This window comes from Frigidibacter sp. (genome assembly GCF_030695035.1).
Lineage (GTDB): Bacteria > Pseudomonadota > Alphaproteobacteria > Rhodobacterales > Rhodobacteraceae > Frigidibacter.
Genome location: NZ_JAUYTT010000014.1, coordinates 98,932 through 123,686, shown reverse-complemented (window position 1 = coordinate 123,686; position 24,755 = coordinate 98,932). Strand labels below are relative to the sequence as shown.

The following is a 24,755-nucleotide window of genomic DNA, read 5'->3' as shown; positions in this document are numbered from 1 at the left end:
GGCGGCCTGTTTTCAGAAACTTCCGAACAGCAGCCCCAGCCCGATGATCACCGCGCAGGCGAGGATCGGGACAAGCACCGCCACGACGAAGATATCGCCATAGGCCTGCCGGTGGGTCATGCCGCAGATGCCCAGAAGCGTGATCACCGCGCCATTGTGCGGCAGGGTATCCAGCCCCCCGGTGGCCACTGCGATGACCCGGTGCAGCAGCGACGGATCCACCCCCTGCGCCGCGGCCCCAGCCACCAGCGAGGGGCCGAGCACGTCGAGCGCAATGGACATGCCGCCCGAGGCGGAGCCGGTGATCCCGGCCAGCGCCCCAGAGGACAGCGCCGCCGAGATCAGCACATTGCCGCCCGACAGCCCTTCAAGGCTGATCCGCAGCGCCTCGAACCCCGGCAGGGTGGCGATCACCGCGCCGAAGCCCACAAGGCTGGCGGTGTTGAACAGCGGCAGCAGCGAGGATTCCGCGCCCTCGTTCAGCACCAGCATCATCCGGGGCGGGCGGCTGAGGATCAGCGCCAGGGCCAGCGCCAGCCCGAGCGCGGTGATCACCGACCAGAGGCCCTTCACCCGCGCCAGATCGGTCGCGCCATAGGCCGGCAGCGACAGGTAGGTTGTGTCGAGTGCCGGCAGGACAAGGCTGCCCATGACCAGCGTCACCACCGCCACCGACAGGATCGGCACCAGCGTGACCCACAGCGGAAGGGGGCGGTCGCGCGGCGGCAGCTCGGGCTGCTCGGGCGGGGCATCGCCCACCAGCAGGCGCACCCGCATCTGCAGCCAGAGCATCCCCAGCCCCAGCATCACCGCCGCCGCGATCAGGCCAAGGCCGGGCGCAGCAAAGGGGGTGGTGCCGAAGGTCGCCATCGGGATCGCGTTCTGGATCGAGGGGGTGCCGGGCAGCGCGGTCATGGTGAAGGTAAAGGCGCCAAGCGCGATGGTCGCCGGGATCAGCCGCGCCGGCAGGCCGGTCTGGGCGAACAAAGCCCGCGCGAGCGGCCAGGCGGCGAAAGCGACGACGAACAGCGAGACGCCGCCATAGGTCAGCACCGCGCAGGCGATGACGACGGCGAGGATGGCATTCTGCGGGCCGAGCACCGAGGCGATGGCCGAAGCGAGGCGGGCGGCAGCACCCGACGCCTCCATCACCTTGCCGAACATCGCCCCCAGCAGGAACAGAGGGAAGAAGGCCACGACGAAGCCGCCGGCCGCCGTCATGAACACCTGGGTGTAGCTGGCCAGCACCGGCATCCCCGAGGCGAGCGCCGCAAGCAGGGCCAGCGCTGGGGCCAGCACCAGCACCGAGATGCCGCGCCATGCCCCGACGATCAGAAGCGCGAGGGCGAGAATGATCAGGGACACAGCCATATGGGCCTCCATGCTGCGTCGCAGCGTAGCCGGAGTTGGGGCGCGGTGCCAGCGTTTGGAGCGTCCAGGTTGACGCACCCGCAGGATGGCGATGCAACAAGTGCACGCCCGCCACACTGGCGCGAGATGAAATTTTGCCGTAAGCGGCACACCGTCGCAGGAGTGCGGCACCCCCGCCGAAACCACCCGAGGATGTCTCTGCGATGAGTGACCTGCCCACCGATGCCGTCGTGACCCTGCTGGCGAGCCCGGCCCGCGCCGATCTGCACCGCGAGACGGTGGAATCGCTGCGCAATGCCTGGGGCGGCGGCGATGCGCGCTGGCTGGCGCCAGGGATCGCGGCGGAGTTCGGCGTGCCTGCAATGCCCGGCAACCGCTGGGAGGTGTGGGAGGGGCTGCAGGCGATGCGCGTCGATCTGGTGGTGCAGCCGGCGGCAGGGCGGCGCAAGCGGATGCTGCTGGCCGATATGGACAGCACGATGATCGGGCAGGAATGTATCGACGAGCTGGCCGACATGGCCGGGGTTGGCCCGCATGTGGCCGGGATCACCGCGCGGGCGATGAATGGCGAGCTGGATTTCGAGGCGGCCTTGCGGGAGCGGGTGGGGCTGCTGGCCGGGCTGCCGGAGGCGGTGATCGCGCAGGTGCTGGCGGAGCGGATCACCTATACGCCCGGGGGCCGTGAGTTGATCGCCACGATGAAGGCGGCGGGGGGATATGCGGCGCTGGTGTCGGGTGGGTTCACCGCCTTTACCGCCTCCGTCTCGGCGCATCTGGGGTTTGACGAGAACCGCGCCAACACGCTGCTGGTGGAGGGCGGCCTGCTGACCGGGCGCGTGGCCGAGCCGATCCTCGGGCGCGAGGCGAAGATGGTGGCCTTGCGCGAGATTTCCGCTCGGCTGGGGCTGCGGCACGATGAGGTTATGGCGGTGGGTGACGGCGCCAATGACCTGGGGATGCTGGGCATGGCCGGGGCCGGGGTCGCGCTGCACGCCAAGCCGGCGGTGGCGGCGCAGTGCGATATCCGCATCAACCACGGCGATCTGACGGCGCTGCTGTATATCCAGGGTTACGCGGCCGCCGACTTCGTGCTGTGATCCCCGGAAAAGACGGGGGACGGACATGAGCGAGCAAGAAGCCAGCAGGCGCCAGCTGGAGATGACGGTGCTGATGACACCGGACATGGCGAACTTTTCCGGCAAGGTGCATGGCGGGGCGCTGCTGAACCTTCTGGACCGGGTGGCGTTCTCCTGCGCCTCGCGGTTTTCGCAGCGCTATGCGGTGACGCTGTCGGTGGATCAGGTGTTCTTCTTGCAGCCGATCCATGTGGGCGAGCTGGTGACCTTCCGCGCCGCGATCAACCATGCAGGGCGCACCTCGATGGAGGTGGGCATCCGCGTCGAGGCGGAAGACATCCGCTCCGGCGCGCGGCGGCATACCAATTCGTGCTACTTCACCATGGTGGCGGTGGATGACGAGAGCCGCCCCGCCGAGGTGCCGGCCTATCTGCCGGAGACAGAGACGGAACGCCAGCGCCACCGCGCCGCCGAGATGCGCAAGGCGCTGCGCCGCGAGTTTGGCGCGCGGATGGAGGCGGCGGCGAAGGGTAACGCGGGGTAGCGGCGACGACCGCGCGTCCTTTTTGTTTCCCTCTGCAGGCTCGGGCCCCCTCGGTTCGGGCGGGAACAGGCGAGGCACTGCCTCGCCCCGCCCGTGCGGGACCTCTCCCCAAGAGCCGCCGGAAACACAAGACCGAATGAGGGCAGCGCCCGACCTGGCGGGCGAGAAGCGCCCGCCGAGGGCGGGGCGGGCGCTGTCCGGGCCCTTTGGGGGCCCGTCCGGTGCAAAATGCGATGGCACGGTGTAGCGAAGGCGATGGCCTTCGCCAAGGACGGCGGGGCCGACGCGGAAGAAGCGCAGCTTAACCGCGCGGCCCGACCACCCCCCACGCCCCACCCACCAAGCCTTTACTTCCCCACCGCCCCACCGCAGAAGGCGCCGTCCTGCCGGAGCCCTGCCATGTTCGAAGTCACCCTCGACCTTGCCCTGATGCTGATCGTCGCCGCCTTTGCGGCCGGCTTCGTCGATGCGATTGCGGGGGGCGGCGGGCTGATCACCCTGCCCGCGCTGCTGCTGGCCGGGGCGAGCCCCATGCAGGCAATCTCGACCAACAAGGTGCAGGCGGTGTTCGGCGCGGGAACCGCGGCGGTGTCCTATGCCGCAGCGGGGCATGTCGATCCGCGGCGGCAGATCGGGTCGGCCGCCATCGCCTTTGCCGCAGGCGTCGGCGGCGCGCTGATGGTGGCGCTGGTGCCGACAGAGTGGCTGCGGCTGGCGCTGCCGGTGATCCTTGTGGGGATTGCGCTGTTCTTCGCGTTCAAGCCCGGGCTGAATGATCTCGACCGGGCGCAGCGGATGCGGCCAGCGGTGTTCGCGGGCACGGTGGTGCCGCTGATCGCCGCCTATGACGGGCTGGTTGGGCCCGGCGCGGGGGCGTTCTACATGATCGGCTTCGTCACGCTGGCGGGGTATGGCGTGCTGAAGGCGACGGCGCATACCAAGCTTCTGAACCTCGCCTCCAACCTTGGCGGCCTCCTCGCCTACGCGGTGATGGGCGCGCCCTGGTGGTTCATTGGCCTCGCCATGGGCCTTGCGCAGGTGGCGGGCGCGCGGCTTGGGGCGCGGCTGGCGATGCGGATCGGGGCGGGGGTGATCAAGCCGCTGCTGGTCATCACCTCCTCGGCACTGGCGGCGCGGCTGATCTGGCAGATGCTGTAACGCTCAGCCGAAGCCGGGCGCCAGACGCATCTCTCCCGTCACGATGCCGCGCCAGTTCTTCTGCGCGCCGGTCAGGTATTGCGCCACCACCGGATGCGCGGCGGGCAGCGCGCCCAGCTTGACCAGCAGCGCCACGATCGCCGCCTCGGCCCCGCGGGTACCGCCATCGACGATCTTCAGCGCGATGCCGGTCTGCTGATCGGGCAGGATCGCCACGAACACCGCCTCGGCGCCGGTCTTGACCGAGACGCGGCCGCCCATGGCGCGCATCAGGTCGGTGCAGGCGCGGCCCTCGCCCGCCACCAGCTCAGGGTAGGCCGCCATCGCGCGGGTCAGGCGGGCGGCGGCGCGGTTGCGGGCATCGCCCTCGGGGTTCGCGGCGGCGAAGAAGGCCATGGAACGGGCAAGGGCGGCGACGGAGGTGGCGAAGTTGGGGGCAGAACAGCCGTCGATGCCATAGCCGGGGGAATCCTCGCCCGTGACCTCTTCGAAGGCCAGCTTGATGGCTTTTTGCAGCGGGTGATCGACCTCGACATATTCGGGCCCGGCCTTGGCGTGGCGGGTCCATGTCAGGAAGCCGGAGTGCTTGCCTGAGCAGTTGTTGTGGATCTGGCAGGGGGCGGTGTCCGAGCAGATCAGCCCCTTCTTCGCCCCGGGGTCGTTCGGCATATGCGAGCCGCAGCGCAGGTCGGCCTCGGACATTCCGAGATCCGCCAGCCAGGTGGTGACCATGTCGGTATGGATCTTTGCGCCCTGATGGCTGGCGCAGGAGAGGGCGAGCTGCGCCTCGGTCAGCCCCGCCGCATCAGCCGCGCCGCTTTCCAGCAGCGGCAGCGCCTGCAGCATCTTGCACGATGAGCGCGGGAAGATTACCGCCTCGGGGTCACCCCAGGCGGCAATGATCCCGCCCTTCCCCCAGATCACCGCATGTCCGGCATGGGTGCTTTCCAGCATCCCGCCCCGCCAAAGCTCGACCATCGGAACCGCTGCCATCACTGCCTCCATCTCACACCTGCGCGATTTTCCGCCCTTGGGGCTTTCGCATATCGGCGGAATTGCGTTATTGACGACATATCGAGTTGAATTGCCCGCCGCCAAGGGAAAAGGTGCGCAAAAGGCCCCCGGGACGGCAAAGCCGGGTCGAGGGGTGCGGGAACAGGCAGAGACGGCTGGAGGCTGAGGAAAACATGACATCACGCATTCTACGCGGGATTGCCGGTCCGGTGGCCTTGGCGGCCGCCTTCGCGGTGACGCTGACGGGACTGGCGGGCGCACAGGAATCGACGAACCGGGTTGCGGCCAAGACGGACTGGAGCGTCTTTGTCGAAGAGAGTCCGAAGGAATGCTGGGGCGTCTCGGCGCCCAAGGAAACCGTGAACAGCCGTGACGGGCAACCGACACAGGTGCGCCGCGGCGACATCTTGCTGTTCATCACCTACCGCCCGGGCGGCGGCGCGGGTGAAGTTTCCTTCACCGGCGGCTACCCGTTTGCGGGCGGCTCGACGGTGGAGCTGGACGTGGGCGGCACCAAGTACAACCTGTTCACCGATGGCGAATGGGCGTGGTCCGGGTCCAAGGACGAGGACGCCAAGATCGTCGCCTCGCTGAAGGCCGGTACCTCTGCGATCCTGACCGCCCGGTCGGGTCGGGGCACGCAGACCCGCGACACCTTCTCGCTGCTGGGGTTCACCGCGGCGATGGACGAGGCTGCCAAGCGCTGCGCAAGCTGACGCTGGCGGGATCATGGATAGGGAGGGCCCGGACGGTTGTCCGGGCCTTTTTGCTTTGCGCCACTCGACAATCTTCCTTGGGGGTCGTGCGAGACCTTGGTCTTTTGCGGAATTTCGGCCGCAGAATTTGGCCCCCTTCGGACCAAGCCTCACCCCCCTTGCCCTGCGGCTTGCGCCTCCGGGCAACCGTCGCGGGCAACCGTCGCGGGTGACTTGCCACCGGCAAGCCGCCCGATCGCGCCGGGAAGAGCCCCACGGCCTTTTTCCTCACCCCCTGTTTCGTTTTGCCCGCAAATCCTATATTGAGGCCCATCCTCTCCCCCCGGAAGCCCTGCCCCCATGACCGACCACCCCGCCGACCAAGCCCACACCCCTGCCCTGCGCCCCGCGGCGCCGATCACGCAGGACGTGCTGACGATCCCGCGCAAGCTGCCCGAGGGCGGCTTGACCAACCTCGTCGGTCTGACGCGCGAGCAGATGCGGGACGCATTGGTCGCTGCCGGCACGCCCGAGCGGCAGGCGAAGATGCGCGTGGGCCAGGTCTGGCAGTGGATCTATCACTGGGGCGTGCGCGATTTCGCCAAGATGACCAACCTTGCCAAGGACTACCGCGCCCTGCTGGCCGCCCATTTCGAGGTGACGATCCCCGAGCTGGTCTCCAAGCAGGTCTCGGCCGATGGCACCCGCAAATATCTGGTGCGCATCACCGGCGGGCATGAGGTCGAGGTGGTCTATATCCCCGAGGAGAGCCGCGGGACGCTGTGCATTTCCAGCCAGGTCGGCTGCACGCTGACCTGTTCCTTCTGCCATACCGGCACCCAGAAACTGGTGCGCAACCTGACCGCCGGCGAGATCGTCGGGCAGGTGATGCTGGCGCGCGATGACCTTGGCGAATGGCCCATCCCGGGCGCGCCGAAGGACGAGACGCGGCTGGTGTCGAACGTGGTGCTGATGGGCATGGGCGAGCCTCTGTATAACTTCGAGAACGTCCGCGACGCGATGAAGATCGTGATGGATGGCGAGGGGCTGACCATCTCGCGCCGGCGGATCACCCTGTCGACCTCGGGCGTGGTGCCCGAGATTGCGCGCACCGCCGAGGAGATTGGCTGCCTGCTGGCCGTCAGCTTCCATGCCACCACCGATGCGGTGCGCGACGGGCTGGTGCCGATCAACAAGAAATGGAATATCGAGACGCTGCTGGCGGCCCTGCGCGACTATCCGCGGCTGTCGAACAGCGAGCGGATCACCTTCGAATACGTCATGCTGAAGGGCGTGAATGACTCTGATGCCGATGCGCGGCGACTGGTGAAGCTGATCCAGGGCATCCCGGCGAAGATCAACCTGATCCCGTTCAACGAATGGCCCGGCGCGCCCTATCAACGCTCGGACTGGGAGCGGATCGAGGCGTTTTCCGACATCGTCTACAAGGCCGGCTATGCCAGCCCGATCCGCACCCCGCGCGGCGAGGATATCATGGCGGCCTGCGGCCAGCTGAAATCCGCGACCGAGCGGGCGCGCAAGGTCCGCGCCGCACCGCAGGCGGAAGCGGGCGTCTAACGCAGCGCCACCGTCACCGCGGCAGAGCGGCCCTGCGCGTCGATCACCGACAGCGTCACGAAGCCCGGTCCCGCCAGCGGGATCGCCGCCTCGCGCGCGCGGTCTGCCAGAACCACCGGCGCGCCATTTGCCAGCCAGGTGAACGGCGGCTCGCCGTTGCGGACCTTCACCACCAGCGCGCCACGGGTCAGCGCCAGTTCCGCGCCGTCGGGCGGGAAGGCCACCTCCGGCGCGCCCGGCGTCACCGCCGAGAACAGCGCCCCGCGGGGGCGGAAACGCTGCAGGGGTTGCGGCAGCCGGGCGTTGGGCAGGATCAGCGTGGCGGGCGGCGGTGGCGGCAAGGGCGTCAGCGCCGGGGCCAGCCGCCCGAACACCTCGAACAGCACCGGCGCCGCCAGATCGCCGCCAAAGGCGCCCGGCACCGGCGTGCCATCGGCCCGGCCCATCCAGACGCCGACCACATGCCGCCCGTCGAACCCCACCGCCAGCGCGTCGCGGTGGCCATAGCTGGTGCCGGTCTTGTAGGCGAGCCGCCCGCGCGGGGCATTGGGCGGCGGCGCGAGGCCGGCGAGGATGTCGGCCACCTGCCACGCCGCCTCGGGCGCGAAGAGCGGCTGCGGCAGGTCGGCCGCCCCGCCCGGGACCGCCGACAACCGCACCGGCCGCCCCAGCCGCGCCAGCGCCGCATAGGCCTGCACCAGATCCTGCAGGCTGATCCCCACCCCGCCAAGCGCCACCGCCAGCCCCGGCTGCCCGCCCGGAACCACGGGGCGCGCCCCTGCCCGCTCCAGCGAGGCCAGCAGGCGGGCGGGGCCGACAGCCTCGGTCAGTGTCACCACCGGGATGTTCAGCGACAGTTGCAGCGCCTCGCGCACCGGGACAGTGCCGCGGAAGGTGCGGTCGAAGTTCTGCGGGGCATAGGTGCCATAGGCGGTGGGCCGGTCCTCGATCAGCGTTTCAGGGTGCGCGAGGCCATCGTCGAAGGCGAGGCCATAGACGAAGGGCTTCAGCGTCGATCCGGGTGATCGCAGCGCCTGCGTCATGTCCAGAAACCCGGCGCGGGCATCGCTGGTCCAGTCGGCGGCACCGACGGAGGCCAGAATCTCGCCGGTCTGGTGGTCGGCGACGACGATGGCGACCGACAACCGGTCCCCGGCAAAGCGGACCGAGCGGGCGGCGAGGGATTCGAGGCCGGCCTGCAGGCCAGCGTCCAGCGTGGTGGGGTGGACGGTCTGTGCGGGCGCAGCGGCGCGCAGGCGCTGCGACAGGTGTGGGGCGAGCGCGGGGAAGTCGCGGCGCATGGTGGGGACGGGTTCGGTCTCGGCGGCGGCGATCCGGTCGGGGGCCAGCAGCCCGGCCCCCGCCATCCGCGCCAGCACCCGGCTGCGCGCGGCGCGGGCGACCTCTGGGCTGCGGTCGGGACGGCGGGTTTCGGGCGATTGCGGCAGCGCGACCAGCAGCGCCGCCTCGGCCGGGGTCAGGCGGCGGGGCTCCTTGCCGAAATAGGCGAGGCTGGCGGCGCGGATGCCTTCAAGGTTGCCGCCATAGGGCGCGATTCGCAGGTAGAGGTCCAGGATCTGCGCCTTGTCCAGCCGCCGCTCCAGCGCCAGCGCCAGCCGGATCTGCCGCAGCTTGCCCGGCAGGCGGCCGGTGCCGCTGTCCTCCAAGAGGCGCGCGACCTGCATGGTCAGGGTGGACCCGCCCGACACCACGCGCCCGTTCAGCGCCGCCTGCCCTGCGGCGCGCAGCATGGCCCGGGGATCGATCCCGGAGTGGGAGTAGAAGCGCTTGTCCTCATAGGCGACCAGCATCTGCACCAGCAACGGATCCACCTGCCCCGGCTCCAGCCGCCAGCGGCCATCCGACACGGTGAAGGCGCGCAGCAAGCTGCCGTCGCGGGCGCGGACCTCGGTGGAGGTCTCGACGGTCAGCGGCGGCAGCACGGTCAGGTCCACCCAGCGGTCCAGCCCGTCGCGGGCCGCGGCGGCGAGAAACAGCAGCAAGGCCAGCGCTAAAAGGGCCGAGCGGCGCAAGTGCCCGCCCCCGGCCCTGCGCGCCCTACTCGGCAATCGTCACCCGCCCCGCATCGGTGCGCGCCCGGTAGTCGGGGCGGTACATGTCCATCACCGAGGCGGCGGGGTGGTGGAAGCTGCCGGGCGACACGGCGCGCACGACATAGGCCAGCCGGAACGGGTTGCTGCCCGACCAGTCCACCGCGGCCACGAACCTCTCCTGCCGGAACTCGGTCATCCGCGTGTCATCGAGGCTGTCCACCCAGTCCAGCGCCGAGATGTCGCCGGCGCGGATCAGGTTGGGGTTGTCAATCTCGAACCCGGCGGGCAGCGGGTCATCGACGATCAGCCGCGCCTCGCCCCCGGCATAGGGGGTGACTTCCAGCACCGCGACCATGCGGGCGCCTTGGGTCACGGCAGAGGGGTCCACCGGCGCGCCCTCCAGATCGTAGTAGCTGCGGGTGATCTGATAGCCGTTGCCGCTGGCCGGTTCGGGTTCCGAGGGCACCCCGAAGGTGGTCAGGGTCACCGTCGCCTCTGCCCCCGAGCCATTGGCGATGCGCATCGCCGCGCCGCCCGCGGTCTGATCCTCCAGCATCCGCACCAGCGGGCCGGTGACAGGCGCGCCGTCGATGGTGAAGCCTTCCGCGCCCGGCCGGTCGATCAGCGCATGGGTCGCCAGCAGCGCCCATGTCGCCTCTTGCGTCGAAAGGTTGCGGCTGGCGACGCCCGCCGCCACCGCATCGCCCAGCGCGTCGGAGGGGATCGCGGTCGAACCGGCTTCGGTCGCCAGCGCCAGCAGCGCGGCACCGTCGCGCAAATGCGTGCCATAGTCGGCGCGCCAGACCTGCCCCTCGTTCCGGCCAAGGTTCGAGGCGACCATCCGGGCGGCGCGGGTGAACATCGCATCGGCGCGGGTCTGATCGCCATAGGCCGCCAGCGCCGCCCCCAGCTGCGCCGCCGCGATGGGCGTGTCGAAGGCATCGGGCTTCACATCGGCATAGTAGCGCAGGTCGCCGATGGCCGCCGCCCCTTCGCGCGCCAGCACCATCAGCGCATAGGCATAGGGGCCGGCGCCCTCGTCGAACTCCGGCGCGTAGTTCAGCTGGTTGCGCAGGTTGTCCATCGCGGACCGGAAGGCGGTGTCGGGCACAGCATAGCCCGCGCCGCGCGCCCGGCTGAGGAAATCGGTCACGAAGGCATCTAGCCACAGGTCGCCCGAATCCGCCTGCCAGAGGCCGAAGGCCCCGCTGGCGGACTGGTTCAGCAGCACCTCGGCGATGGATTGCTCGATCCGGGGGCGCAGATCCTCGGCTTCGGTCACGCCCATCACTTCGGCCACCTCGGCGAAATACAGCAGCGGCAGCGCGCGCGAGGTGATCTGTTCGGTGCAGCCATAGGGATAGGCGTCCAGCGCCGCCAGCAGGCCGGGCGCGTCAAAGCGGGCAATGGGGCCCACCGCCAGCGTCGCCTTGCCAGTGCCGGGGATCAGCCCGGCGAAGACATTGGCGTCAAAGGTGAAGTCCTGCCCCGCCGCAAGGGTGAAGCGGCTCTGGCGCGACAGCTCGGGGTCGTTCACCTGCACCGGGATCAGCAGATCCTTGACCAGTTGCTGCCCGTCCGGTGTGGTCAGCGCGATGCGGATGGAGGACAGCCCCTCCGCCTTGCCTGCCGTGATCGGCACCGAGACGGCGGCCTTGCCCAGATCGGCCAGATCGACGCCGGTGGGCGCGGTGCCAAGGGTCAGCCCGTCTGCAGTGACATCAAGTCCCATCCGCCCCGAGGGGCCGGTGGCATGGACAATCTCCAGCAGCACCCGTGCGGTATCCCCCGGCGCCAGGAAGCGCGGGACCGAGGCGGTCACGACAACCGGATCGCGCACCAGCACCTCGGCCTCGGCCTGTCCGATGCCGGACCGGGACCAGACCACGGCCATCAGCCGTACGGTGCCATTGAAGGCCGGCATGTCGAAGCTGGCGCGGGCATAGCCATCGGCGCCGACCTCGATGGGGCCTTCGAAATAGGCCACCAGCTCTTCGGTCGGGGGCGGCGATTGCAGCCGCATCCCGCCGCCCGCATCACCGCCAGAGCGGACGGTGCCGGGGCTGCCGGCCTGCCCGTCGATCAGGCGGCCATAGGCGTCGCGGAAGCCGACCCCCAGCTTGCGCTGGCCGAAGAAATGCGAGTCGGGGTCGGGCGAGGCAAAGGCGGTCAGGTTGAGGATGCCGACATCGACGGCGGCGATGGTGGCATAGGCGGTCTCGCCGGGCGCCACGCCGTCCACCTTCAGCGCCACCGGCAGCGGGGCGCGGGGGGCGGATTCGGGCGGCGTTTCAAAGCTGGCGGCCAGTCGGCGTGCGCCGGGATCGACGGCGGCATGGGCAAGCCCAAGCGCCCGGGCGGGGGCCCGGCCCTCGGCAGCGTCAGCGAGCGGGCGCAAGACAGAGGCGGTGACGTAAGCGCCTGCGCCCCAGTCATCGGTCACGGTCAGCTCGATGGTGTTCTCGCCCGCGCTCACCGGCACGGCGCGGCTTTCGATCAGGCGGTTCGACACCACATTGACCAGCGCCACACCCGCGGCGCGCGGCACGATCCGCAAGGTGGCGGTCTCGCCCGGCGCATAGGCCGGCTTGTCCAGCGCAAGCTCCAGCATGTCGGGCGTGTCGCCGCCTTGGGCCGAGACATACCAGCCGGCGGAGAAGCCCATCGAGGTGGCGGCATAGGCGCCCGAAATGGTTTCCACCACGATCTCGTATTCGCCCCATTCGGTGGGGGCGGTCACGGTCAGCGGCGCGGTGCCGAGGGTGGCGTCGCCTTCGGCAACCACGGTGCGGGTCGTCACCGGCTCCCAGCTCCACTGGCCGTACATGACATACCACTGATAGTCGGTCTCGACCCGGTTCACGCGCCAGTGCACCTGCTGGTCCACCGGCTGCAGGTCGGGGCCGATGGCCAGCAGGTCGAAGCGCGCTTCGGCGCCCTCCTCCAGCGCGCCGCCCTTGAAGGCGGGGCGGATGCCGATCACCGGGCTGGCGGGCATTACGGGGCGTTCCAGCCGGCGTTCGACCGGACGGCCGGAGCCTTCGGTCAGCCGCACGGCGAGGCGCGCCAGCAGCGGGCGGCCGACATCGCCCATGTCGGGGAACACGACGGGAAGCGTGGCGGTGCCATCCTCGGCCGTGTCGCCATCCGCATAGAGCGTCTCGAACCAGGGCGAGAAGCCATCGTCGTGGCGGCCAAAGCGGTAGCCGTCATAGCCGGGCAGGCTGGTGGCGGCCGACAGGCGCAGGTCGCCCTCGATGCCAAGGCCGGCGCCCGGCGCGCCGAAGAGGTAGCGGGCGTCGATGGCGATTTCCGGCAGGCTGTTCAGCGCCAGCACCTCGCCCGGCAGGGTCAGGTCGAAATCGATCCGCTCGGGCAGGAAATCCTCGACCAGCAGCGTCTGGCTGGCCAGCGCGGGGGCATCGGGATCAGCGAAGGCCTCCAGCCGCCAGGTGCCGCGGGGGGCGTTGCCGGCGATGGGCAGGCCGGCGACATGGCCGCCCGCCCCGGCATCGGCGGCGAGGATGCGGGAGTATTCCACGCCATCAGGCCGCATCAGCCGCAGCGTCAGCGGCAGCCCTTCAAGCGCTTCGGTGCGCGGATCGCGGGCGAGCGCGGTGACATGGACCGTCTCGCCAGCACGATAGGCGCCGCGGTCGGTGGTCAGGAACACGTCGATGGGTGGGGCGGCCTCGCGCCCCGCAACGCCGCGGTCCGACAGGTCGAACTCGGGGTCGGTCAGCGGCAGGAAGGCAAAATCCTCCTCGCCCTCAGTCACCGTCACCAGCGCAGGCTGCGCGCCGCCGCGGCCGGCGGTCATGGCGGCGGGGAAGTTGGCGTAGCCCTCTGCATCCACGGTCGCGGTGCCGATCACGGCATTGGCGCGCGAGACCAGCGTCACCGCCGCCCCAGCCTTCGGCCCGGCATCCGCCAGCGAGCGCACGAAGACATGCAGCCCGTCGGTGCCCGACAGTGTGGTCAGGCCCAGATCCGACACGATGAACCATTGCGAGGCGGGCGGAGTGTCATAAGGGTCCATCCCCGGCACCGCGGCCGTCAGGATGTAGATCCCGGGTTCGGGATCCCCCAAAGCCTCGTCCAGCGGCAGGCGGGTGGTCATGTCGCGGTTGACCTCCATCGCCACCTCGGCGGTGCCGGTCCAGATCACTTCGGTCATCTCGGCGCTCAGATATTCCGCCTCATAGTACTCCAGCGGGCGGCCGAAATAATCGTTCTGGATGGCGCGGATCAGGTTGCGGTCCGACAGGCGCGCAAGGCTCAGGTCCAGCTTTTCGGTGTTCACGGTCTGCACCGGCAGGCCGGCACCCTCGGCGCGGGGCAGCAGATAGGCGCGGCCCGGGAAGCTGGCGCCAGGGCTGCGGTCGCGGACATAGAGGTTCAACGTCACATCGGCGGCCAGTTCCTCGCCCGATTGCGCCGGCATCCCCTCGCGGAAGGTCACGTCATAGCGCTGGCCGTGGGTCACGCCGGAAATGCAGATTTGCCGGTCCGACGCCTCAACCGCAAGGCCGGCTTCGGGCAGGCGCAGGAAGGTCGCGTAATCCACCCCGGCGGGCACCAGGTTTTCGTTGAAGATCGCGCAGATCTGGGGACGGGCGCTGTCGGCGCGCACCTCATGGCTCTCGATGCGGAAGCCGTATTTGCCGATCGCCTCTTGCAGCCATGCGGCGGTGTCGTCGCGCGGCTGCAAGGCTTGCGCAAGCCGCAGCGCCGGGATCATCTCGCGGCCCCGCTCCACCGCCTCGAGCGCCCCCGCCATTTCCAGCAGGGCCGAGGCGCGGACGGCAGGCGCATCCGCCCGCAGATAGCCGTTGATCGCGGCGGAAAGCGCCCGGTTGCGGTAGTCGGAGCGGTCATTGTCGCTGACGTTGGCGAGCAGCAGCAGGCGCGAATATTCCACCCATTGATCCGCCGCATCGGTCAGGTTCAGCGCCGCGCCCTGCAGCTCTGCCGCCGAGGTATAGTTGCCCTCCACGCGGTCGCGGGCTGCGACAGCCAGCAGATCCTCGGCCGTCCAATCGCCGGTAACGTGGCGCTGCGCAAGGCCGGTCGCCTGCTCGTAGGCGACGGTGAAGTCATAGTCCTGCAGGAAATCCAGCTCGCCCGCGCGGGTGGCGGCGCGCGCGGCAAGCCCCGGCTCTGCCCCGCGCACCCAGCCGGAATAGGCGCCCTGATAGGGCTGCATGTCGCTGACCGCGCTTTTGGGGAAGCACGAGCCAGAGCGGGTGTTGAAGGTGAAGGCCGTGCAACTGGTATTGGCGAGGCAGGCGGCCTGGCAGGCCTCCAGCGAGGTGTCGAAGATCGACTGGATGTCTGAGCCCGGGAAATCCACGCCTTCGGTCAGCACCAGCCGGCGTTCGGGCACCATCGGGCCCTCTTGCGCCAGGACGGGGTGGAGGCCTTGCAGGGCGAACGCCCCGGCGACGAGGGCAATGGCCCTGACCAGACGCAACATCACCGATCCTCCCTCAAAGATTGGCCGGATGCTGGCAGCGGCGGCGCGGGTTTGCAAGGAGTCGCTCGCCATCAGGCGCCGTTCCGCCAGCGGCATTAAGCGCATTTTCACCCGGAGCGGCGAGGCTGAATAACGGCCGGTCATGGCCGGCGGCAGAACAAGAACCGGGGACCCGCGTGCTGGAACGGCTGGCAAAGGAGCGTCGGGCAAGGCTGGCGGCCGAGCGGCTGCTGGAACAGAAGAAGCGAGAACTTCAGTCGGCCAATCAGCAGCTGGCCTTGCACGCGCGGGCGCTGTCCGAGGAAATCGTCGAGCAGCGGCAGGGGCTGGCGCGGGCGCTGTCGGAAGCGGCCAGCCTGAAGGGCCAGAACAGCCAGGTGCTGTCGGACCTTGAACACGCAACCTCGCTGGCGCGGATTGCGCAGACCCGGCTATGGGACGCGCTGGAAACCGTGCGTGACGGGTTCGCGGTGTTTGACGGCAATCTGCGGCTGGTGGCGGCGAACCGGGCCTGGCTGACCTTCTTCGAGGGCGAGATCGCGCTGAGCCAGGGGGTGACCTATGATGCAGTGCTGAAGATCGCCGCGCAGCATGGGCTGATCGAGCTGGACGGGCGCGATCCGCTGGACTGGCACCACGAAATGACAGCGCGGATCCGCCGCGCGCAGATCGAGCCTTGCGTGGTGCGGCTGGCGGGGGGCCGGCATCTGAACCTGATCGACCGCTGGGGCAGCGACGGCGATCTGGTCTGCCTGACGCAGGACATCACCATCACCATCCGGCGCGAAGCCGAGCTGCAGGAGGCGCGTGACCGGGCCGAGGCCGCGAACCGCGCCAAATCGGCCTTCCTCGCCAATATGAGCCACGAGATCCGCACCCCGATGAACGGCGTGGTCGGGATGGCCGATCTGCTCTGCGAGACCGAGATGACAGAGGATCAGCGGCTGTTCGCGGAAACCATCCGCTCCTCGGGCGAGGCGCTGCTGACCATCATCAACGACGTGCTGGATTACTCGCGCATCGAGGCAGAGCGGATGCAGCTTTATCCCGAACCCTTCGATCTGGAGCGCTGCCTGCATGAGGTGATGCTGCTGCTGCAACCCGCCGCGCGCGAGAAGGGGCTGAGGCTGCTGGTGGATTTCGACCTGTTCCTGCCCACCCGCTTCATCGCCGATCCCGGGCGGATGCGGCAGGTTCTGACCAACCTGATAGGCAATGCGGTGAAGTTCACCCTGCGCGGCCATGTGCTGGCGCGGGTGGTGGGGATCGAGCTGGCAGATGAAACCTATGAGCTGCATGTGACGGTGGAGGATACCGGCATCGGCATCGCGCCCGAACATGTCGAGCATATCTTCGGCCAGTTCAATCAGGTGGATTCGGCCTCGAACCGCAAGTTCGAGGGGACGGGACTGGGCCTTGCCATCACCCGGCAGCTGATCGAGATGATGGGTGGGTCGGTATGGGTGGACAGCGTTCCCGGCGAGGGCTCGTGCTTTGGCTTCCGCGTGCCGCTGACCCCGGCAGAGCCGCGCGAGGAAGTTGACAAGCCCTCAACCCCGATCCGGCTGAAATGCGCGATGGTGGTCGATGACCTGCTGATCAACCGGGTGATCCTGGAGCGGCAGCTGGAAACCTATGGCCTGCAGGTGACGCTGTGCCGGTCTGCCGCCGAGGCGCTGAAGGTGATCGAAGATGGCGGGGTGTTCGACCTGGTGCTGACCGACCATGAGATGCCGGGGATGACCGGGCTGGACCTTGCGCAGCGGCTGCGCGAGGGCGGGATGCGGGTGCCGATCCTGCTGCTGACCTCGGACCCCGAGGCGGCGCAGGCGATGGCGGGGGCGGGCGGCGATCTGACGGGGATCATGCAAAAGCCGGTGCTGCGCAGCGATCTGTTCCGCACCTTGCAGGACCTGTCTTGCATCCCGCCCGAGCCGGAGGAGCCTGTGCCGCCGCCCGCCCCTGAAGCCCCGCCCGAGCAGGGGCGGCAGATGCGGGTGCTGGCGGCCGAGGACAACCGCACCAACCAGCTGGTCTTTCGCAAGATGGTGAAGGAGTTCGACATCGCGCTGGAATTCGCCGGCAATGGCCGCGAGGCGGTGGAGATCTGGGATGGCTGGCAACCGGACCTGATCTTCATGGATATCTCGATGCCCGAAATGGACGGGCGCGAGGCGACCCGCGCCATTCGCGCCGCCGAGGCCGGCAGCACCCGGCATGTGCCGATCGTGGCGCTGACCGCCCATGCGATGGCTGGGGATGCCGAGTCGATCCTGGCGGCGGGGATCGATCACTACCTGACCAAACCGCTGAAGAAGAGCGCCATCGCCGAACGCATCGCTGCGCATTGCCCGCCCGAGGCGCGCCCGCCGCTGCCGGCGGGGATGGAAGTCTGAGGGTTGCGCAGGGGGCCGGCGCCGGGGGTTTTCCACCCCCGGACCCCCGGAGGATATTTGCACAAGGCAAAGGAGATCATCCGCAGCGCTGCCGGTCACTGAGAAGGCAATGGCGAGGGCGCGTGCTGGCCCCTCGCGGGAGCGAGCGGTAGGTGGCGGGCACGCTGAGATCTGCGAGGGGTCAGGCGGAGGACACCACCCAGGCAGTGAGGGCTGGTGTCTGCGGGGACAAAAAGGCGACGTTGCGCGAGCGGCAAGCGGGAAGGCCCCACCTAGCCTTCGGCCAGCACCGCGAGGAATGCTGCGCCGAAGCGATCCGTTCGGGCCTCGTCCATGCCCGGCAGGCGGGTGAGATCCGCTAGGGTCCGCGGGCGGCGCTCCGCGATCTGGCGGAGGGTGGCGGTTGTGCAGGAAAGCGGCTTTTCAGTGCCATCGGTTCCGCGGGCGAGCGCAAGCTGCGCCTCGGCCAAGCGGTCGAACAGCGCGCCTTCGGGGCGACCCGCAAGGCGCATTCGCGACGGGTGCATGTGCTCGGCGGCGCCGGTAATCACGGCGAGGAACTCGGCACCGTAACTCTCCAGCTTCTTGGCGCCGACGCCGGTGATATGGGCCATTGCGTCAAGGCTGTCGGGTTTTGTCTCGGCCATCTCGATCAGGGTGCGGTCGGTGAAGATCACATAGGCGGGCACGCGGGCGGCCTCGGCCAGCGCCCGGCGCTTGGCCTTCAGCGCGGACAGCAGCGGCGCGTCTTCCTCGCTGACGAGGGCTTTTGCCACCGGGCGGGACTGGGCGCGGGCGACGGTGTCGCGGCGCAGGGTAATCTGCGCCTCGCCGCGCAGGATCGGGCGGGCGATGTCGGTCATGCGCAGCGCGCCGTGGCGTTCGGCATCGGGGCGCACGAGGTCATGCCCCATAATCTGCCGGAACAGCGCCTGCCATTGCGGGCGGGTCAGGTCGCGGCCAACGCCGAAGGTGGGCAGCCCGTCATGACCGCGCTCGCGCACCTTGTCGGTGGCGGTGCCGGTCAGGATGTCGATCAGGTGGCCGGCGCCGAAGGTTTCCTGGGTGCGCAGGATCGCGGACAGCGCCTTGCGCACCGGCTCTGTCGCGTCGAACAGGTCGGGGGGCGTGTCGCAAAGGTCGCAATTGCCGCAGGGCGCTGCCGTCTCGCCGAAATAGGCCAGCAGGCGCTGGCGGCGGCAGGCGGTGGCCTCGGCGAGCCCAAGGAGGGCGTTCAGCCGGCCATGATCGGCCGCCTTGCGTTCGGGCGGGGCGAGGCCCTCGTCGATCTGGGTGCGCCGATAGCGGATATCGTCGGGGCCATAGAGGGTGAGCGTTTCGGCCGGCGCGCCATCCCGGCCACCGCGGCCGATTTCCTGATAGTAGCTTTCGATGGATTTGGGCAGATCGGCATGGGCGACCCAGCGGATATCGGGCTTGTCGATGCCCATGCCGAAGGCGACCGTCGCCACGACGATCAACCCGTCATCGCGCTGGAAGCGCCCCTCGACCTCGCGCCGCCCCTCCGGGTCCATGCCGCCGTGATAGTGGCAGGCGGCGTGGCGGGCCTCGCGCAGGGCCTGCGCCAGCGTCTCGGTCTTGGCGCGGGTGCCGCAATAGACGATGCCGGACTGGCCGCGCCTTGCATCGGCAAAGCGCAGGATCTGCTCGCGCGGCTTGTCCTTGGCAGCGAAGGCGAGGTGGATGTTGGGCCGGTCGAAGCCGCGCAGGAAGATCTCGGGCGGATGGCCGTCGAAGAGGCGGGTGACGATCTCAGCCCGCGTTTCCTCATCGGCGGTGGCGGTGAAGGCGGCCAGCGGCACGTTCAGGGCCCGGCGCAGTTCTCCGATGCGCAGATAGTCGGGGCGGAAGTCATGGCCCCATTGGCTGACGCAATGCGCCTCATCGACCGCAATGGCGCTGGTGCCGATCCGGCGCAGAAGTGCCAGCGTTGCGCCCGAGGCGAGCCGTTCGGGCGCCATGTAGAGCAGTTTCATGCGGCCTTCGTCCAGCGCGGCGAAAACCTCCTCGGTCTCGGCATCGGTATTGCCCGAGGTCAGCGCCCCCGCCTCCACCCCCGCCTCGCGCAGGGCGCGGACCTGATCGCGCATCAGGGCGATCAGGGGGGAGATGACAACGGTCACACCCTCACGGCACAGCGCGGGCAACTGGAAGCACAGCGACTTGCCGCCGCCCGTGGGCATGATCGCCAAGGCATTCTGCCCGGCCAGCACGGCGCGCACGATCTCTTCCTGCCCCGGACGGAAACTTGCGAAGCCGAAGACCGACGAGAGGAGCGCTGTGGCGGAATGTGCGGTCATGCTGCGGCCTCAAAAGCCGTAGAAGAAGCCCGCATTGTTCTGCAGCGCGCGCTGCAGAATGATGAGGATGATGAAGGCCACCAGCGGCGCAAGATCGAGCCCGGACATGTTGGGCAGGATTCGGCGGATCGGGCCATAGATCGGTTCCAGCAGGCGGTTCAGGCCGAACCAGATCTGCGCGACCATCGGCTGACGGGTGTTCAGCACCTGGAAGCTGATCAGCCAGGACAGGATGATATGCGCGATCATCACGAACCAGACGACGTTCAGGATCAGCATCAGGGCTTGGTAGAGCGTCGTCATCCGTGTTCTCCGGCTGGGGTTGCGGCGCCAGAGGTAAGGCCTGCGCGCCCTTCATGCAACCTCTCGCGCCGCAGCAGGATGTAACGCAACGTCTGCGGTTGACGCAGCCCTGCCGCGGCGTCACGCGGGGTGCAACAGGAGGCGCCCGATGTATCCCTTCATCCGTATGGCCTATGCGATGGCCAAATGCCGCAAGGCCCCGCCGCTGCCGGTGACCGGCACGCATGTCTCGCAGCATATCTGCTGGCCCTGGGATCTGGACATCTGGGTCGAGCTGAACAATGGCCGCACTCTGACGCTGTATGATCTGGGGCGGATCCCGCTGGCGATGCGCACCGGGCTGATCGGGCCTTTGCGCGCCAATCGTTGGGGGATTACCGTGGCGGGCAGTTCGGTGCGCTATCGCCGCCGGGTGCGGATGTTCGAGCGGTTCGAGATGCGCAGCCGCTGCCTCGGCTGGGATGCCAAGTTCCTGTACATGGATCAGAGCATGTGGCGGAACGGCGAATGTACCAGTCAGGTGCTGATCCGGTCGGCCTTTACCGGCAAGGGCGGGATCGTGCCGCCAGCCGAGGTGCTGGCCGCGATGGGCAGTCATGAGGCAAGCCCGGCCCTGCCTGCATGGGTTCAGGCCTGGATTGCCGCCGATGCCGAACGCCCCTGGCCGCCGCAGCCTTAGGGGCCGTTCCCCGGCTTGTGCCGCGACCAATTCTGGGGCTTGATCGCGCCGGCAACAGGGCGGCAGGAGCGGGCGGCATGGCGATTTCGGCGAACAGGCGGATCTGGGGCTGGTTCTTCTTCGACTGGGCCAGCCAGCCTTACAATACGCTGCTGCTGACCTTCATCTTCGGCCCCTATATCAAGGAGCTTCTGGGCAGCGGCACCGCGGCGCAGCAGGTCTGGGGCTATGGCATCGGCATCACCGGCTTTGTCATCGCGTTGGCGGCGCCGCTGCTGGGGGCGATTGCCGACCGGGCTGGTGGGCGTATGGGGTTCATCTGGGTGTTCTCGGTCTTCTACGTGCTGGGGGCCTGGGGGTTGTGGTACGCGGCCCCGGGCGACTTCAGCCTGCTGCTGGTGATGCTGTGCTTCGGCATCGGGCTGGCGGCGATGGAGTTCGCCACGATCTTCACCAATGCGATGCTGCCAGGTCTTGGCACCCGTGCCGAGATCGGCCGGATTTCCGGCACCGGCTGGGCCTTTGGCTATCTGGGCGGGCTGGTATCGTTGATACTGATGCTGGCGCTGCTGGCAGAGAACAGCGAGACCGGGCGCACGATGATCGGCATCGCGCCGATCCTTGGGCTGGACCCGGAGCTGCGCGAGGGCACCCGGGCGGTGGGGCCGCTGACCGCGATCTGGTATGCGCTGTTCATGGTGCCCTTCTTCTTGTGGGTGCGCGAGCCGCGGGTGCCGGGCGCAGTGCCGGTGCTGCAGGCCGCGCGCGAGGCGGTGCCGCAGCTACGCCAGACGCTGGCCACCCTGCCCGCGCGGCGCAGCCTGTCGGCCTATCTGCTCTCATCCATGTTCTACCGCGATGCGCTGAACGGCATGTATGTGTTCGGCGGCATCTACGCCGCGGGCGTGCTGGACTGGACGGTGACCGATGTCGGCAAGTTCGGGCTGCTGGCGGTGCTGACCGGGGCGTTGTTCGCCTGGATCGGCGGGCGGGCCGACGCGCGCTTCGGGCCGAAGCCGGTGATCGCGTTCAACGTAGTGGTGCTGGCGCTGGTGGCACTTGGGGTGGTTTTCATCTCGCGCACCTCGGTCTTCGGGATGGCCGTCGGGCCGGACAGCGCCCTGCCCGACATCGCCTTCTATGCGATGGGCGCGCTGATCGGCGCGGGGGGGGGCGCGCTGCAATCAGCCAGCCGCACCATGCTGGTCCGGCAGGCGGATACCACGCGGATGACCGAGGCGTTTGGCCTCTACGCGCTGGCCGGGAAAGCGACGTCCTTCATCGCGCCGCTGTCGATTGGTGTGGTCACGCAGCTGACGGGCAGCCAGCAGGCGGGGATTTCTCCCCTGATCGTGTTGTTCCTTCTGGGGCTGGTCCTGCTAGTCTGGGTGAAACCCGATGGAGAGGAGGCCCCGGCATGATCCGTTTCGCACTTACACTGGCCGCATTGATCGGCCTTGCCCTTCCGGCAACGGCCGAACCCCTGGCGCGCAACCTCTTCGGGGCAAAGCCCGCACCCTCGGCACAGGCACCCGCCGCCATCGGCAGCTATGCCAAGGGCTGCGCCGCCGGGCTGCAGGCAATGCCCGAAAGCGGGCCGACCTGGCAGGCGATGCGCCTGTCGCGTAACCGCAACTGGGCGCATCCTGAAATGGTGGGCTATCTGGTGGACCTGTCGCAGACCGCCCGCAAGCTGGGGTGGGCCGGGCTTTACATCGGCGATATCAGCCAGCCGCGCGGCGGGCCGATGACCGGCGGGCATAACAGCCATCAGATGGGCCTTGATGCCGATATCTGGATGTTGCCGCCGCAGCGGTTGAACCTGACGCGGCAAGAGCGTGAGAACCTGTCCTCGATCTCGGTCCGCACTGAGGATCAGACGCGGGTGAATGGCAACTGGACCCCGCAGCATCAGGCGCTGCTGGCCGCGGCCGCCGCGGATCCGCGGGTGGACAGGATCTTCGTGGCGGCTGCGGTGAAGGTCGAGATGTGCAAGACCGCCCGCCCGCGCGATGCCCGCTGGCTACAAAAGATCCGCCCGATCTATGGCCACAACACCCATTTCCATGTGCGGCTGAAATGCCCCCGCGGGGATCGCCTCTGCGAGACGCAGACGCCGACGGTGGATGAGCTGTCCAAGGGCGGCGATGGCTGCGACGAGAGCCTGCAGTGGTGGGTGACCACCTACCTTGAAGAGCTGCGCAATCCGCCGAAACGGCCCAAGGTGCCGGGCCCGCGCGTCCGCACGCCCAAGGAGTTCACCATGGCCGACCTGCCCCGCCAATGCGCCGCCGTACTCGCCTCGGACTGATCGCAGCGCTGGCCTGCCTGCCGCTGGTTTTCGGCATTGGCACCCGGCTCGGCGGCGCGGCCGAGCCGCAGCTGGCAGAGCATGTCGGCACCTGGGTCTGGCGCAGCAGCGTTGAGCGGTTTGGCGGCTTTTCCGGACTGGAACTATCGGCGGACGGGCTGGACTTTGCCGCGGTGTTGGACCGCGGGACCATCGCCCAAGGGCGGCTGCAGCGCGGCGCCGATGGGCGTGTGACGGGTGTTGAGCAGGCAACGCTGCTGCCCTTGCGCGACAGCAAGGGGGAGGCCCTGACCGGCCGCTTCACCGATGCCGAGGGGCTGGCGATGGCCGCGGATCGCAGCCTCTATGTCTCGTTCGAGGGCTATGCTAGGGTCGCGCGCTACGCGAGCCCCGGCGGTGTGGCCGAGCGGCTGCCCCGGCCTGACGCCTTCGACGCCCTGCAGAACAACTCGTCGCTGGAGGCTATGGCCATCGGTCCGGACAGCGCGCTCTACACCCTGCCAGAGCGGTCGGGCGCCAAGGACCGGCCCTTCCCGGTCTGGCGGTTCAGGGGCGGCGATTGGGAGCAGCCCTTCGCCCTGCCCCGGGATGGCAACTGGCTGCCGGTCGGCGCCGACTTCGGGCCGGACGGGCAGTTCTACCTGCTGGAGCGGGATTTCTTTGGTATCGGCTTTCTCAGCCGCGTGCGGCGCTTCGCTATCGACGGCGACACAGTGACGGGGGGCGAGGTGCTGCTGCAGACCCGCACCGCCACCCATGACAACCTTGAGGGCATCGCCGTCTGGCAGGACGCCGCAGGGGCGATCCGGCTGACCATGATCTCGGATGACAATTTCTTCTGGGTCCAGCGGACAGAGTTCGTGGACTACCGGCTCGCGCCCTGAGCGAAACCGCTTGACCGGAGTGGCCATTCGGCCCTATCCCGCCGCGTCCCGCCGCGCGGGGCCAAGTGTCCGCAACCTTGTCAAAACGGATCAAACATGACCCGATACCTTCCTGGCATCCTTGCCATGGCCGCCATAGTCGTGGCCTCGAACATCCTCGTGCAAATCCTGCTGGGAAGCTGGCTGACATGGGGCGCCTTCACCTATCCCTTCGCCTTCCTCGTCACCGATGTGATGAACCGCGTCTATGGCCCCGCAGCCGCCCGGCGCGTGGTGCTGGCGGGCTTTGTCACCGGCATTGCCTGCTCGCTGATCGGAACTCAGATCATGGGCGAGTTCGGCCCGCTGGTCACGCTGCGCGTGGCGCTTGGTTCCGGCCTCGCCTTCCTTGTCGCGCAGATGCTGGATGTGGCGGTGTTCGACCGGATGCGCGGCGGTGCCTGGTGGCGCGCGCCGCTGGTCTCCACCCTCGTCGGCTCCTCGCTCGACACTGCGATCTTCTTCTCGGTCGCCTTCTCGGGCGCGCTGGTCTTCCTTGAACCCGGCAATGACGTCTCCTGGGCCGGCGAGATGCTACCGCTTCTGGGCCTCGGCCCGGTGGCTCCGCTCTGGGTTTCGCTGGCCGTTGCCGACTGGCTCGTCAAGCTGACGCTGGCTTTGGCAGCACTGGTACCCTTCCGCCTGATCGTTTCAAGGCTATTGGGAAACAGCGCACCCCTTGCGTAAAAAGATTTGACACACACAAAATCTGTGGCAACCTTGGCTTAACGGCAACGCATTGAAAGGAGGTGGTCCAGTGTCTAGAGTGATAGTGGAGAGAGGTGTCGGGACAGTCAGGGGGGCCGTGGCCTGAGGGCAGCCCCGAAGGCTTTGATCCCTGACTGGGCCTCGTCGA

Annotated in this window: 17 protein-coding genes; 11 read left to right on the top strand and 6 right to left on the bottom strand. The window is 68.8% G+C overall.

Features of this window, described 5'->3' with window-relative positions:
* Positions 1–12 precede the first annotated feature (12 nt).
* Positions 13–1,371 (bottom strand): GntP family permease, encoded by a 1,359-nt coding sequence (locus Q8S30_RS14575; protein WP_305666752.1) that lies wholly within the window; start codon positions 1,369–1,371, stop codon positions 13–15.
* Positions 1,372–1,574: 203 nt separating this feature from the next.
* On the opposite strand from Q8S30_RS14575, the gene serB reads away from it, so the two are divergent.
* The 3 genes from serB to Q8S30_RS14560 all read left to right on the top strand — a co-directional run bounded on the left by serB (position 1,575) and on the right by Q8S30_RS14560 (position 4,149).
* Positions 1,575–2,468: a phosphoserine phosphatase SerB gene (serB, locus tag Q8S30_RS14570; RefSeq protein WP_305666751.1), complete on the top strand. Its 894-nt coding sequence runs from the start codon at positions 1,575–1,577 to the stop codon at positions 2,466–2,468.
* 25 nt (positions 2,469–2,493) lie between these two features.
* Positions 2,494–2,991 (top strand): acyl-CoA thioesterase, encoded by a 498-nt coding sequence (locus tag Q8S30_RS14565; RefSeq protein WP_305666750.1) that lies wholly within the window; start codon positions 2,494–2,496, stop codon positions 2,989–2,991.
* Between the two features lie 399 nt (positions 2,992–3,390).
* Positions 3,391–4,149 (top strand): TSUP family transporter, encoded by a 759-nt coding sequence (locus Q8S30_RS14560; RefSeq protein ID WP_305666749.1) that lies wholly within the window; start codon positions 3,391–3,393, stop codon positions 4,147–4,149.
* Positions 4,150–4,152: 3 nt separating this feature from the next.
* On the opposite strand, the gene Q8S30_RS14555 is transcribed toward Q8S30_RS14560, so the two are convergent.
* Complete coding sequence (locus Q8S30_RS14555) at positions 4,153–5,142, bottom strand: asparaginase (protein ID WP_305666748.1); 990 nt, start codon at positions 5,140–5,142, stop codon at positions 4,153–4,155.
* Positions 5,143–5,336: 194 nt separating this feature from the next.
* On the opposite strand from Q8S30_RS14555, the gene Q8S30_RS14550 reads away from it, so the two are divergent.
* Both Q8S30_RS14550 and rlmN read left to right on the top strand, forming a co-directional pair.
* Positions 5,337–5,879, top strand: coding sequence for an invasion associated locus B family protein (locus Q8S30_RS14550; RefSeq protein ID WP_305666747.1), 543 nt, complete (start codon positions 5,337–5,339; stop codon positions 5,877–5,879).
* Positions 5,880–6,257: 378 nt separating this feature from the next.
* Positions 6,258–7,436 (top strand): 23S rRNA (adenine(2503)-C(2))-methyltransferase RlmN, encoded by a 1,179-nt coding sequence (gene rlmN / locus Q8S30_RS14545; RefSeq protein WP_305666909.1) that lies wholly within the window; start codon positions 6,258–6,260, stop codon positions 7,434–7,436.
* On the opposite strand, the gene pbpC is transcribed toward rlmN, so the two are convergent.
* Positions 7,433–9,469, bottom strand: a complete 2,037-nt coding sequence (pbpC, locus tag Q8S30_RS14540) for a penicillin-binding protein 1C (RefSeq protein ID WP_305666746.1) — start codon at positions 9,467–9,469, stop codon at positions 7,433–7,435. The genes rlmN and pbpC overlap by 4 nt on opposite strands.
* A 25-nt stretch (positions 9,470–9,494) precedes the next feature.
* A complete protein-coding gene (locus Q8S30_RS14535) occupies positions 9,495–14,966 on the bottom strand; it encodes an alpha-2-macroglobulin family protein (RefSeq protein ID WP_305666745.1) in 5,472 nt (1,823 codons plus the stop codon).
* A 176-nt stretch (positions 14,967–15,142) separates the two neighbouring features.
* Between Q8S30_RS14535 and Q8S30_RS14530 the strand changes: the two genes are divergently transcribed.
* Positions 15,143–17,362, top strand: a complete 2,220-nt coding sequence (locus tag Q8S30_RS14530) for a response regulator (RefSeq protein ID WP_305666744.1) — start codon at positions 15,143–15,145, stop codon at positions 17,360–17,362.
* Positions 17,363–17,634: 272 nt separating this feature from the next.
* Here the strand turns inward: Q8S30_RS14530 and recQ are convergent, their stop codons facing one another.
* Together recQ and Q8S30_RS14520 are read right to left on the bottom strand one after the other, a co-directional pair.
* A complete protein-coding gene (gene recQ, locus Q8S30_RS14525) occupies positions 17,635–19,683 on the bottom strand; it encodes a DNA helicase RecQ (RefSeq protein WP_305666743.1) in 2,049 nt (682 codons plus the stop codon).
* A gap of 9 nt (positions 19,684–19,692) precedes the next feature.
* The gene (locus tag Q8S30_RS14520) at positions 19,693–19,986 is read right to left on the bottom strand and encodes a YggT family protein (RefSeq protein WP_305666742.1); all 294 of its coding nucleotides are present in this window, start codon (positions 19,984–19,986) and stop codon (positions 19,693–19,695) included.
* A gap of 148 nt (positions 19,987–20,134) precedes the next feature.
* On the opposite strand from Q8S30_RS14520, the gene Q8S30_RS14515 reads away from it, so the two are divergent.
* From Q8S30_RS14515 to Q8S30_RS14495, 5 genes are all read left to right on the top strand, one after another.
* Entirely contained in the window at positions 20,135–20,665 is a 531-nt protein-coding gene (locus Q8S30_RS14515) for a thioesterase family protein (RefSeq protein ID WP_305666741.1), read from the top strand.
* Positions 20,666–20,742: 77 nt separating this feature from the next.
* Positions 20,743–22,086: an MFS transporter gene (locus tag Q8S30_RS14510; RefSeq protein WP_305666740.1), complete on the top strand. Its 1,344-nt coding sequence runs from the start codon at positions 20,743–20,745 to the stop codon at positions 22,084–22,086.
* Positions 22,083–22,976: a penicillin-insensitive murein endopeptidase gene (gene mepA, locus Q8S30_RS14505; protein WP_305666739.1), complete on the top strand. Its 894-nt coding sequence runs from the start codon at positions 22,083–22,085 to the stop codon at positions 22,974–22,976. The genes Q8S30_RS14510 and mepA overlap by 4 nt, the downstream gene beginning before the upstream one ends.
* Positions 22,949–23,860 carry an esterase-like activity of phytase family protein gene (locus Q8S30_RS14500; protein WP_305666738.1) on the top strand — a complete coding sequence of 304 codons (912 nt, stop codon included), beginning with the start codon at positions 22,949–22,951 and terminating at the stop codon, positions 23,858–23,860. The genes mepA and Q8S30_RS14500 overlap by 28 nt, the downstream gene beginning before the upstream one ends.
* A gap of 96 nt (positions 23,861–23,956) precedes the next feature.
* The gene (locus Q8S30_RS14495; RefSeq protein WP_305666737.1) at positions 23,957–24,586 is read left to right on the top strand and encodes a queuosine precursor transporter; all 630 of its coding nucleotides are present in this window, start codon (positions 23,957–23,959) and stop codon (positions 24,584–24,586) included.
* Positions 24,587–24,755: the final 169 nt, after the last annotated feature.

Excerpts from the sequence above, each read along its gene's own strand:
- Q8S30_RS14575 (WP_305666752.1), bottom strand. The coding sequence starts at position 1,371 with ATGGCTGTGTCCCTGATCATTCTCGCCCTCGCGCTTCTGATCGTCGGG.
- serB (WP_305666751.1), top strand. The coding sequence starts at position 1,575 with ATGAGTGACCTGCCCACCGATGCCGTCGTGACCCTGCTGGCGAGCCCG.
- Q8S30_RS14565 (WP_305666750.1), top strand. The coding sequence starts at position 2,494 with ATGAGCGAGCAAGAAGCCAGCAGGCGCCAGCTGGAGATGACGGTGCTG.
- Q8S30_RS14560 (WP_305666749.1), top strand. The coding sequence starts at position 3,391 with ATGTTCGAAGTCACCCTCGACCTTGCCCTGATGCTGATCGTCGCCGCC.
- Q8S30_RS14555 (WP_305666748.1), bottom strand. The coding sequence starts at position 5,142 with ATGGCAGCGGTTCCGATGGTCGAGCTTTGGCGGGGCGGGATGCTGGAA.
- Q8S30_RS14550 (WP_305666747.1), top strand. The coding sequence starts at position 5,337 with ATGACATCACGCATTCTACGCGGGATTGCCGGTCCGGTGGCCTTGGCG.
- Q8S30_RS14535 (WP_305666745.1), bottom strand. The coding sequence starts at position 14,966 with ATGTTGCGTCTGGTCAGGGCCATTGCCCTCGTCGCCGGGGCGTTCGCC.
- recQ (WP_305666743.1), bottom strand. The coding sequence starts at position 19,683 with ATGACCGCACATTCCGCCACAGCGCTCCTCTCGTCGGTCTTCGGCTTC.
- Q8S30_RS14520 (WP_305666742.1), bottom strand. The coding sequence starts at position 19,986 with ATGACGACGCTCTACCAAGCCCTGATGCTGATCCTGAACGTCGTCTGG.
- Q8S30_RS14515 (WP_305666741.1), top strand. The coding sequence starts at position 20,135 with ATGTATCCCTTCATCCGTATGGCCTATGCGATGGCCAAATGCCGCAAG.
- Q8S30_RS14510 (WP_305666740.1), top strand. The coding sequence starts at position 20,743 with ATGGCGATTTCGGCGAACAGGCGGATCTGGGGCTGGTTCTTCTTCGAC.
- mepA (WP_305666739.1), top strand. The coding sequence starts at position 22,083 with ATGATCCGTTTCGCACTTACACTGGCCGCATTGATCGGCCTTGCCCTT.
- Q8S30_RS14500 (WP_305666738.1), top strand. The coding sequence starts at position 22,949 with ATGCGCCGCCGTACTCGCCTCGGACTGATCGCAGCGCTGGCCTGCCTG.
- Q8S30_RS14495 (WP_305666737.1), top strand. The coding sequence starts at position 23,957 with ATGACCCGATACCTTCCTGGCATCCTTGCCATGGCCGCCATAGTCGTG.